The organism is Nocardia sp. bgisy134, from assembly GCF_057708325.1.
The window spans coordinates 59714-72687 of sequence record NZ_JBYIRW010000008.1 but is presented as its reverse complement, the minus strand read 5'-3'; the positions used below and the strand labels follow the sequence as shown (position 1 = coordinate 72687).

At 72.3% G+C, this 12974-nt stretch carries 4 protein-coding genes and 1 pseudogene; 3 read left to right on the top strand and 2 right to left on the bottom strand.

Going from position 1 to position 12974, the window contains the following annotated elements:
- Positions 1–22: 22 nt before the first annotated feature.
- Both AC3ERS_RS15930 and AC3ERS_RS15925 read right to left on the bottom strand, forming a co-directional pair.
- Entirely contained in the window at positions 23–2575 is a 2553-nt protein-coding gene (locus AC3ERS_RS15930) for a LuxR C-terminal-related transcriptional regulator (protein ID WP_431968132.1), read from the bottom strand.
- Positions 2568–4379, bottom strand: a complete 1812-nt coding sequence (locus tag AC3ERS_RS15925) for an Hsp70 family protein (RefSeq protein WP_431968130.1) — start codon at positions 4377–4379, stop codon at positions 2568–2570. The genes AC3ERS_RS15930 and AC3ERS_RS15925 overlap by 8 nt, the downstream gene beginning before the upstream one ends.
- Positions 4380–4680: 301 nt before the next feature.
- On the opposite strand from AC3ERS_RS15925, the gene AC3ERS_RS15920 reads away from it, so the two are divergent.
- The 3 genes and pseudogenes from AC3ERS_RS15920 to AC3ERS_RS15910 all read left to right on the top strand — a co-directional run bounded on the left by AC3ERS_RS15920 (position 4681) and on the right by AC3ERS_RS15910 (position 12952).
- A complete protein-coding gene (locus tag AC3ERS_RS15920; RefSeq protein ID WP_431968128.1) occupies positions 4681–9477 on the top strand; it encodes an IniB N-terminal domain-containing protein in 4797 nt (1598 codons plus the stop codon).
- A 17-nt stretch (positions 9478–9494) separates the two neighbouring features.
- A pseudogene (locus AC3ERS_RS15915) lies at positions 9495–11286 on the top strand (dynamin family protein).
- A 91-nt stretch (positions 11287–11377) separates the two neighbouring features.
- On the top strand, positions 11378–12952 hold the full coding sequence (locus AC3ERS_RS15910) for a dynamin family protein (RefSeq protein ID WP_431968126.1): 1575 nt from the start codon (positions 11378–11380) through the stop codon (positions 12950–12952).
- Positions 12953–12974 lie beyond the last annotated feature (22 nt).

Genomic DNA, 12974 nt, shown 5'->3' with positions numbered 1-12974 from the left:
TCGATCGGCCCGCCCCGGGCGATCACACGAGCAATGAGCCGTGTCCCATGGCGCGGAGCATTGACAATAACTCCGAGCGGGATCGCGCACCGATCCGACGTCGGATCCGCGCGACATGGTGCTCGACGGTCTTGGCGGAGATGTACAGCCGCGCACCGATCTCCCGATAGGTCAGTCCGAGCAACACCAGTTCGGCGACTTCCCTTTCCCGTTCGCTCAGGATCGCGGCGCCGTCCCCGGCGGGATCGGGCGCGCTGGACGTGCGCGGTGCGGCGGCGGACTGTGGCACCGGCTGCTCCTGCGGTTTCGACTCGGCGCGCACCATGCGGGCCAGCTTGAGCAGCGCTGTCGCGGTCGCGGAATCGGCTGCGGACAGGGCGGCTTCGCTGGCCAGCCTGGCCGCGTCCCAGGTGAGGCCGATCTCGCGCAGTCCGTTGACGGCCACCTCGACCGGTTTCACCTCGACCTGCCCGCGCAGCACGAGCACCCAGGTGCGGCCCGCGTCCACCAGCACGGCCGCGTGCCGGTCACCCGCCTCGGCCGCGGATTTGAGCAGGCGCGCGTGCGGCAGCAGCTCCGCCGGGCTCTCGTGGGCGATGGCCGCCTGCACGCCGTACCAGTGGAAGGCGTTGGCCCAGGCGGGCGGCTGATCGAGGCGGTGCAGCAGGCTCAGCGTCGCGTCGACGAGCGGCGTGACGCGGCGTTCGTCGCGCAGCCGGATGCCCGCCAGCCACAGTTCGCCGATCGGCAGCACCGTGAGCAGGTCGGCGTCCACGTCGTCGAACAGCGGGTAGGCGGCCTGCCAGGCGCGGGTGAGCGCGGCGTGGTCGCCGCCGCGGCGCGCGAGACCGACCGCGACGCCGTGCGCGAGCAGCCGGTCACGGATGTCGAGCTGGTCCCAGCCCAGGGCCGCGACGGTGTTCGCCGCGGCCTGTTCGTCGCCGCCGAGCATGGCCGCCCACGCGGCGAGCACCTGAAGTTGGTGGCAGCGCAGACCGCTGGTGGTGGCCCGGCGCAGCGCGTCACCGGCGCGGCGCGGCTCACCTGTGCTCAGACACAGCAAGGTCGCGATCGAGACGGCCGTGCACGGCAGGAATCGGTCGACGCCGGAGTCGGCGTGCGCGGCCTGGATGAGCGCGGAAACCGCGCTGGGCGTTCCGCTTCCGTGATCGGCGAGGGAGTCGGCGAGCGCGGTCGCGATCAGCCGGGCGTGCGAGCCCGCCTCGGTCGGCGGCCAATTGCCCGCCGCGCCGGACAGTTCGGTCGCGGCGGGCACATTGCCCGCCAGATACAGCACGGTCGCGCCGACCGCCCAGTCCGGGCCGACGCGGTGCGCGCCGAGCCAGCCGTAGAGCTGTGCGGCCCGGCCGACGAGTCCGCGCCGGGTCAGCACGCCCGCGCAGATCCGCACGGCGTCGGAGAGATCGGAGCCGTCGACGCCCGCCCTGGCCAGTACGGGTTCGGCCAGCCGCATGGCGGTCTCGCCGTCGCCGGTGCGGGCGGCGGCCTCGGCCCAGCGCAGCCCTATCTCGTTCGGATCGGCGCCCGCCGCGGCGGCTGCGGCGTAATAGCGGACCGCCTCACGTCCGGCGTGTTCGGCTGAGGTGCAGAGGAATTCGGCGAGGCGCGGGTCGCGGACCCCGGATTCGGCGAGCAGCAACGCGGTGTGGTCGCGCAGCAGGCCCGCGTCGAGGCGGGCGGAGAGCAGCCTGCGCTGCACCGCGACGAACCTGCGGTCGCCGAGCATGGTGCGCAGCGGTGCGACGGCGGGGGCGAGCAGCAGGTCGGCGTCGGTCACCAAGGCGGTGGCGCGGGCCCGGTCGATGAGCGTCTGTGCGGCAGCCGATTCGACGCCGAGCACTTCGGTGAGTTCGCTGGAGTCCAGCCCGGTCCCGGTGGTCGCGACGACCAGGGTCTCGAGCAGATCGGGTTCGAGGTTGTCCAACTGCGAGCGCGACCAGTCGGCCACCGCCTCGTCCACGGTGCGGATCCCGGCGTCCAGGCGCGCCGAGCAGGCGGCGGAGAGCGCGGCGACGACGCCGCCGCGGATACCGCCGGTCTGCTGATGAATGTGCTGCGCGACAGGACGCGGCACCATCATCCCCAATTCCCTTGCGAAGGGCAGGATGTCGGCGACACCGAGCGGTCGCAGGTCGACGATGCGCCCGCGCCGGGCCACCGCCTCGGCCAGGGCGCGCAGGTGCGCGTCGTGCGGGCGCGGCTGCACCGCGATCACCGCGGTGCAGTTTCCGGATTCGACCGCCGTGCAGAGCGTTTCGAGTTCGGACGCGCCCAAGGTGTGCGCGTTGTCGATGATCAGCGCCGGGCGGGGCGCGTCCGGGTCGGCGCTGTCCACCTGGCCGTTCGTCGACGCGTTCGGTCCCGGCGCGGCGACGTTGTCCTGTAGGGGAATACCGCGTCCGCGCAGGCGCGTGCGGATCACCGAGAGCAGGGTGGACTTGCCGGTGCCCGAGCGGCCGCGAATCAGGTAGACGGCGGGTTCCTGCTCGGCGCTGTCGAGTTCGCGCAGGATGTCACGGGCGCTCGGGAGAGTGTCGAACGCCGTGTCAGCCACCGTTGCCCCCGAGGATCTCGCCCGGCGCGCGCAGCACCGTGCCGACCGCGCCGCCGACTCCGTCCACCACATCGCCGAGCGGATCGGTCAGCACTCCGGTGGGGACGCTCGGTGCCTGCGGTTGGTGGGGCTGGGGCTGTTGTGGTTGCGGAGCAGGAGGATTCGGTCCCGGTGTGGGTTGCGGCGCCGGTTGCGGCGCGGGCTCCCCGGGAGCGGTGGCGGCGGGTGCGGGCTGCCCCTGGGTGGGCTGCCCAGGCGCGGGCTGGTTGTTCACCACCGCGACCGTGCTCGAGCCAGGGGTCGAGTTCGCCGCGGAACCAGGCTGCGGCGCTACGGGTTTCGGTTGTTGCGGGGTGCCGGTGCCGGGATCCGCCGCGGGAACGTCCGATGCCGGAGCGCCGGTGCCGCCGGGCGCCGCGACATCGGCGGGCCCCGGCGAGACGGACTGCTCGGGAGAGGGCGAGTTCGCGGGTGACTGCGCGCCGGTGCCGATCGCGACGGTGCCGGTGGCGAGCAAGCCGATGACCACGGCCGTACCCGCGACGATCGCGGCGCGCCGGCGGCCGGTGAGCCTGCGGATCCGGGACTTCGGCAGCTCCTTCTCGGCGCCGCGGCCTGCGCGGGTCGGCCGGTCGACGGCGGGCAGTTCCTTCGTCTTCGGTGCGACGGCGGTCGCGGGAACCTCGGCGAGCGCCGCGACCGGGGCGGTGTCGATCGCGCTGTCCATCAGATCCCCGGCCAGCGCGGCCGCCCCGCGAGCGCTGGTGTTGGCAGGCTCGGGCGCGGCGACGACCGGGAGACCGAACTCACCCGAGATCAGCTCGCCGACCAACGGGATCGCGCCGCCGCCGCCCGTCAGCAGGACCCGGCCGATGTCGCCGACGTCCAGTCCCGCGCGGTGCACGGTGTCGCGAATGAGGTCGAGGGAGGTGAGCAGCGGGCCGCGGATCAGTTCTTCCAGCTCGCCGCGCACCAGACGGATCTGGTCGCCCACACCGGAAGCGGGGTCGAGCCGGACCGGGACGACCGTAGCGGTATTTATGGAAAGCTCTTCTTTCGCTTTTTTGCAGCGCTCTCGCAATACCGATAATTCGCGTTCCACGACCGGGTCGAACGGATCGAAATCATTTCCACGCAATGCGTTAGCCAGCACGTAACGCATGGTCAGCAGATCGAATTCCGAACCGGCGACGTCGGTGGAACGCAACGAGGCCAGCAGCGCAGTCTGAGTTCCGGTGCGCACCACCGAGACCGTGCACCCGGTCGCGCCGAGGTCGTAGACGACCAGCGCGCCGTCGCCGAGCGGACCGTGCGCGGCCTCCAGCCACTGCACCGCCGCCGTCGGCTCTGGGACGAGCGTCACATCGTTCAGGCCCGCCGAGTCGAACGCGGTGCGCTGCACGTCGATCGTGTGCCGCGACCACCACGCCGGATGGCAGGCGACCACGGCATCGGGCTCTTGCCCTGTGGCATGGGCGATTTCGTCGATCAGACAGGTGACGGCCGTCGCCACCAAGTCCTCCGCCGCATGCGCGGAACCATTTTCGGCCAGGATGTCGACCGGATCGCCGACGCGAGCCAGAAACCCTTCCAGCACCGCATCACTGGAGTGTCTTCCGGTGCGCCGCGCGCCATTCCCGAAGGAAGGCGGGGCGTCCCGGCTCAAACGCAACACACTCGGGTGGTTCGCGACGGTGCCACCCGCGGCCGGCCCGGCCTGGGTGTCGCCGATCTCTCCCGTCGTCGCCACGGCGACCGAATTCGACGCCCCGACCTTGATGCCGAGCGCCAGACGCTGTGTCATTGGTGAACCTCGTTAGGGGAAAACCGTGTGATCCGGTAGTCGCTGCTGGGTTGTTCGGTGGTGCGAGATAGCCGAGTGATCCGGCCGACCTGTCAGATCTGTCGGTAGCTGGGGAGCCGCCGTTACCGGGTAGGGGAAGGTGCGGGGTAATTCCCCTAATGGCCGTCCGGCCCCTAACGGGTTGCACCCGTGATTGGTAGGGGTCCGCCCCGTTCCCCCGTAACACAATGCGTGCCTAGCGTGAAATGCATTCCAACGAGAGCGGATCGCGTGGTCCGCCGATCCCAGGAGACGATCCTCGATGACCCCCAACGTGATTCTCGAGTTCATCCTCGGCCTGCTGCGCGACCGCGAGGCCGCGGTAGGTTACTGCGCCAACCCGGAAGGCGCGCTGGCGGCCGCGGGACTCTCCGCGGTCACGCCGGAGGACATCGCCGCGGTCGCCCCGATGGTGGCCGAGTCGGCTCTGGTCGCGGGCGGCTCGCAGCTGTCGGCGATCGTCGCGGCGGGCACCTCGGCTTCGGCCGGAGCCGCCGCGGCAGGCGGTGTCGGCGCCGCCGCCTCGGCGGGCGCGAACGCGGCGGTCGGCGCGGCGGCGAACGCAGGCGTCGACCTGGGCGCCGACGTGAACACCGACATCGACCTCGGCCTCGGTCTGAACACCGGACTGAACGGCGATCTCGGCGCAGGCCTCGACCTGGGCGGCGCGCTCGGCGCGGGCCTCGGGGCCGTCGTGAACGCGGGCACCGACCTCTCCGCCGATCTGGGTGGCGCGCTGGGCACGACCGTAGGAGCGGGCGCGCAGGCCGTGGCCGATCTCGGCGGCAGCCTGACCGCGGGCCTCGACGGCGTCCTCGGTGCGGGCGCGGGTGTCGGCGGCGCGCTCGGCGCGGTCACCGACATCGCCGCGGGTGTCGGCGGGGGTCTGGATGCGTCGGTCGGCGCGGGTCTGGAGGGTGCGCTCGGCGCCGGTGCCGGTTTGACGGGTGCTGTGGGTGGCGCGGTGGGTGGCGTCGCCGATATCGCCGCCGGGCTGGATACGTCGGTCGGTGCGGGGCTCGAGGGCGCGCTCGGCGCGGGTGCGGGTCTGACCGGTGCCGTCGGCGGGGCTTTGGACGGTGTCGGCGATCTCACAACCGGCTTGACCGGCGGCCTCGGCGGGGCATTGGACGGTGTGCTGGGCGTCGGCGCTGGGCTCGGTGCTGGTTTGGGGGGTGCCGTTGGTGCGGGTGCCGAAGCCGGTGCCGGTCTGGAAGGCGCGATCGGCGCGGGCGCTGACCTCGGCGGCGATCTCTCGGCCGGTATCGGTGGCGCTGTGGATGGTGCGCTGGGCGTTGGGGCTGGGCTCGGTGCTGGTTTGGGGGGTGCCGTTGGTGCGGGTGCCGGTCTCGGTGCGGGTCTGGAAGGCGCGATCGATGCCGGCGCTGACCTCGGCGGCGATCTGTCCGCCGGTGTCGGTGGCGTGGTCGACGCGGGTGCCGGTCTGGGCGCGGGCTTGGGCGGCGCGCTCGGCGCGGGAGCCGAATTGAGCGGTGACGTGGCCGGCGGTCTGGGTGGCGCGCTGGACGCGGGCCTCGGCGCGGGCGCGAATCTCGGTGCCGGACTGGAAGGCGCGTTGGGCGCGGGGCTGGGCGGCGCGGTTGGCGCGGGCGCCGAGCTCGGCGGCGACCTGTCCACCGGAATCGACACCGCCATCGGCGCGAGCGGTGACATCGCCACCGGAGTCGGTGCGGGCCTGGATGGGGCATTTGGTGCGGGCGCGGAAGTGGGTGGCGACCTGTCGGCCGGTCTCGGCGGTGCGGTCGGTGCGGGTGCCGAAGTCGGTGCCGGTCTGGGCGGCGGTCTGGAAGGCGCGATCGATGCCGGCGCCGAGCTCGGCGGCGATCTGTCGGCCGGTGTCGGTGGCGTGGTTGACGCGGGTGCCGGTCTTGGCGCGGGTCTGGGCGGTGCGCTGGATGCTGGTGCGGAGTTCGGCGGCGATGTGGTCGGTGGTCTCGAAGGTGCGCTGGATGCGGGCCTCGGCGCGGGCGCGGGCCTGGGTGCGGGTCTGGAAGGTGCGGTTGGTGCGGGCGCCGAGTTCGGTGGTGACTTGTCCACCGGAATCGACGCCGCGATCGGCACGGGTGGCGATATCGCCACCGGTGTGGGTGCGGGTCTGGACGGCGCGATCGGTGCGGGCGCCGGGTTCGGCGGTGACTTGTCGGCCGGTCTCGGTGGCGCGATCGGAGCGGGTGGCGATATCGCCACCGGTGTGGGTGCGGGTCTGGACGGCGCGATTGATGCGGGCGCCGGGTTCGGCGGTGACTTGTCCGCTGGCGTGGGTGGCGCGATCGATGCGGGTGCAGAGGCCGGTGCCGGTCTGGGCGCGGGTCTAGGCGGTGCGCTGGATGCGGGCGCCGGGTTCGGCGGCGATGTGGCCGGTGGCTTCGAAGGTGCGCTGGATGCGGGCCTCGGCGCGGGTGCTGGCCTGGGTGCGGGTCTGGAAGGTGCGGTTGGTGCGGGTGCCGAGTTCGGTGGTGCGCTGAACGGTGGGGCCGAGGCGGGCGCGAATCTTGGTGCGGGCGTTGGCGGTGCGGTCGATGCGGCCGCGAACCTGGGCGGCGATCTGTCCGCGGGTATCGATGGCGCGCTGGATGCGGGCGCGGGTCTTGAAGGTGCGCTGGATGCCGGCCTGGGTGCGGGCGCGGACCTGGGTGCCGGATTCGACGGTGCCTTCGGCGCGGGTACCGAACTCGCCGGTGATCTGTCGGCCGGTCTCGGTGGCGGCTTGGAGGCTGGTCTGGGCGGTGCGGTCGACATGGGTGCGAACCTCGGTGGTGATTTCGCTGCCGGTGTCGGTGGTGCGCTGAACGGTGGGGCCGAGGCGGGCGCGAATCTTGGTGCGGGCGTTGAGGGTGCGCTCGGAGCGGGTGGTGCTGTGGCCGGTGGGCTCGAGGGTGCTTTCGATGCTGGAAGCGAGGCGGGCGCGGGTCTGTCGGCTGGTCTGGAGACCGGTCTCGGCGGGGCTGTCGATGCGGGTGCGAACCTCGGTGGCGACTTGGCCGCTGGTTTCGGTGGTGCGCTGAATGCGGGCACGGAGGCTGGTGCCGGTCTGGAAGCTGGTCTCGGCGGGGCGGTTGATGGCGGTGCGAATTTGGGCGGTGATCTGGCCGCCGGTGTCGGTGGTGCATTGGATGCGGGTGCTGGTCTGTCGGCTGGGATCGGTGGTGCGGTCGATGCGGGCGCGAACCTTGGCGGCGATCTGTCCGCTGGTCTCGAGACCGGTCTCGGTGGTGCGGTCGATGCGGGTGCGGATCTCGGTGGCGATTTGGCCGCTGGTTTCGGTGGTGCGCTGAATGCGGGCGCGGAGGCTGGTGCCGGTCTGGCCGGTGGTCTGGAGGCTGGTCTCGGTGGGGCGGTCGACGCAGGCGCGGACCTTGGCGGTGATCTGTCCGCTGGTTTCGATGGTGCGGTGGATGCCGGCGCGGGTCTGTCGGCTGGTCTGGAGACCGGTCTTGGTGGTGCGGTCGACGCGGGCGCGAACCTGGGCGGAGGTCTGTCGGCTGGTCTCGAGACCGGTCTCGGTGGTGCGGTCGACGCAGGTGCGAACTTCGGCGGCGATCTGGCCGGTGGGCTGGAAAGTGCTGTGGGCGGTGCCATCGAAGCGGGTGCCGGTCTGGAGGGCGGCGTCGAGGGCGCGGTCGACGCGGGCGCTGCGTCCGGAGCAGGCTTGGCGGCCGGGCTCGGCACCGCGGCGAGCGCCGGTGCGGAGTTCGGTGGTGAGTTCGCCGGTGGCATCGATGGGGCCATCGACGCCGGGGCCGGGCTGGAGAGCGGCTTGCAGGGCGCGGTGGAGGCGTCCGCCGGCGTCGGGTCCGGTGTTTCCGGCGGGGCGAACGCGGGTGCTCAGACGGTCACCGGTCTGGAGTCGAGCGTGTCAGCGGGGCTCGGCAGCGTTCTCGGCGCGGAGCAGGAGATCGGCGGCGGGCTGAACAGTGATCTCGGCGGCGTGCTCGCCAGCGGCGCGCAGGGCGGCGCCGAACTGGGCGGCGGCTTGCAGGGTCTGGTCGGTGGCGTGACCGGGTTCGGCGGCGGTGTGTCCGGCGGTGCGGACGCCGCTGTCGAGGCGGGCGGCGAATTCGGAACCGGTTTGGAGACCGGCCTTTCCGGCGGTCTCGAAACCGGCGCTGCGGCGGGTGCGGATCTGACGGGCGGTCTCGGCGGCGCGCTCGGCGCGGGCGGGCAGGCGGCGTCCGGAATCGAAGCGGGTCTGTCAGCGGGCCTCGGCGCCGCCGGCCAGGCGGGCGCCGGTCTCACGGCCGGTCTCAACGGCGCCATCGGCGCGGCTGGTCAGGCCGGGGCCGGACTGGAATCGGGCCTGTCGGCCGGACTCGGCGCGGCGGGGAACGCGGGCGCGGGTCTGCACAGCGGTCTCGAGTCCGGTCTCGGTGCCGCGGGGAATGCGGGTGCTGGTCTGCACAGCGGTCTGGAGACGGGCATCGGTGGCGCGGCGGGCGCGGGAGCGGGCCTGCACAGCGGTCTCGAGACGGGAATCGGTGGCGCGGCCAACGCCGGTGCTGGTCTGCACAGCGGCCTGGAGACAGGTATCGGTGGCGCGGCCAACGCGGGCGCGGGTCTGCACAGCGGTCTCGAGACCGGCGTCGGCGGTGCGGCTAACGCGGGTGCTGGTCTGCACAGCGGTCTGGAGACGGGTATCGGTGGCGCGGCTAACGCGGGTGCTGGTCTGCACAGCGGTCTGGAGACCGGCGTCGGCGGTGGTCTGAGCGGCGGTCTGGACTCCGGCATCGGCGGCACGGCGAGCAGTGGCCTCTCCACAGGAGCCTCCAGCTCCTTCCACGGCGGCGCGGACGCAACGCACTCGGCCGGCGCGGGAGCACAGGGTGCGCTCGGCGGCGGAACGGACCTGGGTGGCAGCATCGGTTCCACGGCGGAGACCACCGCGCACACCTGGTCCTCGCTGGACGTTTCGAGCGCATTCGGCAGCGGTTTCGACGGCGGCACCAATGCGACCGGCGAGACCTCGCTGTTCGCCGAGGGCGCGTCGAGCGTCGATCTCGGCGGGTCGACCGACCTGTCGGGTGATGCGTTCCTGCACTGAGAGAGGTCGATATCGCGATGGGGACACCCGTATCCGCTTCCGCGCCCGCGGTACCGCTGCTGTCGGTACTGGGTGAAACCATCGCCGCGGCGTCGCATCGTGATCGCGGGTCAACTCGGCCAGGGCAAGAGCCGTTTCGTGAACGCGCTGCTGAACGTCGATATCTGCCCGGTCGGCGACGACGCGACCACCGACGTCCCCGCCACGCTCGTGCACGGCGATCAGGCGCACGCGGAGCTGCTGCTCACCGACCCGTACGGCGGCGGTGAGAGCCGGATTCCGGTGCCGATCGAACAGCTTCCCGAGATCGACGCCCGCCCCCCGCTCGCCGATGGCAGGCGGGTGCTGCGGATGGAGATCCAGCTGCCGAATCCGCTGCTCGCCGACGGCATCGTCCTGGTCGACACCCCCGGCGTCGGCGGACACGGAAACGCGGGCGCCACAACGGTTCTCGGCATAGTCCCGGCCGCCGACGCGGTGTTCGTGGTTTCCGACGCCTCCACCGAGATCACCGAACCCGAGCTGGTGTTCCTGCGTCAGGTGCGCGAGCTGTGCCCCACGGTCGCGCTGTTGCTCACCAAAACCGACCTGTACCCGCATTGGCGGCGGGTCCACGAAGCGAATCTCGGCCACCTGCATCGCGCCGGGTTGGACGTGCCGATCATCCCGGTCTCGGCGCTGCTGCGCGAGCACGCCATGCGCCTACAGGACGCCCAGCTCGGACTGGAGTCCGGCTTCGGTGTGCTGTATCAGTTCCTGCGCGAGCAGGTGGTCGCTCGCGATCAAGCCGCGACCCGTGCCGCCGTCGCCCGCGATATCCAGTCCGCCGCGGAACATCTGGCGCTCGCGTTGGGTAGCGAACTCGTCGCGCTGCGCGACCCGAATCAGGGCGCGGCCGCGATCCGGGAACTCCGAGCCGCGAAAACCGCTGCGGAAGAACTGCATCGGCGCACCGCCGCCTGGCAGCAGACACTCACCGACGGAATCACCGATCTGGCAGGCGATGTCGACCACGATCTGCGAGATCGCCTGCGCGGCTTGACTCGGACCGGCGAGGAGTGGATCGACGAGCACGATCCGGGCAGGCACTGGGACGCGATCGCCGAATGGCTCGCCGGCACCGTCGACAGCGCGCTCGGCGACAACCTGCTGTGGACCCACAAGCGCGCGATCCAGTTGGCCGAGCGCGTCGGCGAACACTTCACTCACATCGGCGCGGTGGAGCTGCCCGATGTGAAGAGCGGGCTGAACTCCGAGGAAAGCCTCGCCGGGTGCGGCACCCTCGCCGATCTGGAGCCGGATATCGGTTTCGCCAGCAAACTGCTCGTCGGCATGCGCGGCTCCTACGGCGGTGTGCTCATGGTGGGCCTGGCCAGCACCTTCGCCGGGCTGGCCATGCTCAACCCGATTTCCATCGGCGCGGGACTCATCGTGGGCGGCAAGGCATTCCGCGACGACAAACAGGCCCGCTTGGCCCGCCGCCGCGTCGAGGCCAAGAACGCGGTGCGCCGCTTCGTCGACGACGTCGCGTTCCAAGCGGGCAAGGAGTCCAAGGACCGCCTGCACAGCATCCATCGCGCGCTGCGCGATCACTACAGCGGTGTCGCCGAGCGCGGCCTGCGGTCCATCGAGGATTCGCTGCGCGCCGCGCAGGAGGCGGCCAACATGGAGACCGCGCGCCGCACCGAGCGCTGCGCGGTGCTGGAACGCCAGCTGCGCTTCGTCGCGGAGTTGCGCCGCTACGCCGACGCCATGCAACAGCCCATCGACGCGACCGTGCCGAGAGCTCTCGGTACGGTATCGGGGTGATCACGACACCCCACTCGCGCTCGACCAGGGGCGCCGCCTCTTTCCGGTGCGCCGTCGAGACCCGAACCGGCGTGCACGCCGCGGGGCGCCGGTGACCACGAGGGTCGCGCCCGGCATCGTCGTCGAGGCGCACCGGTTGGTGGACGCGGCCAGGCAGGCGTTCGCGCGCGAGCCGCGGCCGAGGGCGCTGCTCGCGGACTGCGCGCGCAGGCTGGATCAGCCGCTGCGCGTCGCGCTGGCGGGTTCGCTGAAAGCGGGCAAGTCCACGCTGCTGAACTCGCTCGTCGGCCAGGACATCGCGCCCACCGACGCGACCGAGTGCACCAGGGTGGTCACCTGGTACCGCAACGGCCCGACCCCGAGCGTCACCGCCTACGCCCCCGACGGCGCTGCCGCGAATGTGGTGGTGCGCCGTGGCGGCGGCGCCCACGGACTGACCTTCGACCTGCAACGGCTGAACTGGAACGCGCCCGGCCCCCGCGAGGTCGACCACCTCGAGGTCGAATGGCCCGCGGCCGCACTGGCGCACACCACCATCATCGACACTCCCGGCACGTCATCGCTGTCCCGCGAGGTGTCGCGCCGCACCGCCCGCCTGCTGACGCCGGACGACGAGGACGCCGCGGCCGCCGAGCACGTCTCGGTCCCCGGCGCCGACGCGGTCGTCTACCTGCTGCGCAGGCTGGACGCGACCGACATCCGCTTCCTCGAGCGTATCGGCGCGGGAACCGGTGCGCGCCAGGGCGGTTCGGGCCTGGCCGGTCCGCTCGGAGTGGTCGGCGTGGTCTCGCGGGCCGACGAGATCGGCGCGGGACGCATCGACGCCTTGGATTCGGCCCGCGATGTGGCGTCTCGCTTCGCCACCGAGCTGGAGCGAACCGGCTTGTGCCAGGCCGTGATTCCCGTCGCGGGACTGCTGGCCTTCGCCGCGGCGACGCTGCGTCAGCAGGAGTTCGCCGCCTTCCAGGCGTTGGCGGGTGTTCCGGTCGACGAGCTGACCGCAGCGATGTTGTCGGCGGACCGCTTCGCGCGCCCCGACATTCCGCTGCCCGTCCCGCCGGAACTGCGCGCCCAGCTCGCCGAGCGCTTCGGCCTGTTCGGTATCCGCATGGCGGTCACCCTGATTCGGCTCGGCGTCCGCGACTCCGCCACGCTTGCCGCCGAATTGACCAGCCGCAGCGGCGTAGACGAGCTGCGCTCGGTGCTCGACGTGCAGTTCGGCCAGCGCGCCGACCAGCTCAAGGCGCATTCGGCGCTGACCGCCCTGGCGCGGGTCCTGACCGTCTATCCGGGCACTTCGGCCGACCAACTGTTGCCGCGGGTCCGCACCCTGCTCGCCGACGTGCACGGTTTCGCCGAACTGCGTCTGCTCGGCCGCCTGCGCACCGACGAATTGACGCTGCCCCCAGCCGATCTCGCCGAACTGCATCGATTGATCGGCGGCTCCGGCATCGCACCGCACCTGCGCCTCGGCCTCCCGGTGCACGCGGGCCCGGAGGCGCAGCGAGCGCAGGCCGTCGCCGCGGTGCGCAAATGGCGCGAACGCGCCCGCCACCCGATGGCCGACCAGCTCACCACCCTCGCCTGCCTGACCGCCGCCCGCAGCGCCGAGGGAACCCTGAGCATGCTGCCCCCGGCCCCGGAAATGCGCATGGGTCGCCGCTGACCAGCGCCCGATCCCGGCCTGA

Bases quoted from the DNA above. Each gene is read 5' to 3' on its own strand.
- AC3ERS_RS15925 (WP_431968130.1), bottom strand. From the start codon at position 4,379: ATGACACAGCGTCTGGCGCTCGGCATCAAGGTCGGGGCGTCGAATTCG.
- AC3ERS_RS15920 (WP_431968128.1), top strand. From the start codon at position 4,681: ATGACCCCCAACGTGATTCTCGAGTTCATCCTCGGCCTGCTGCGCGAC.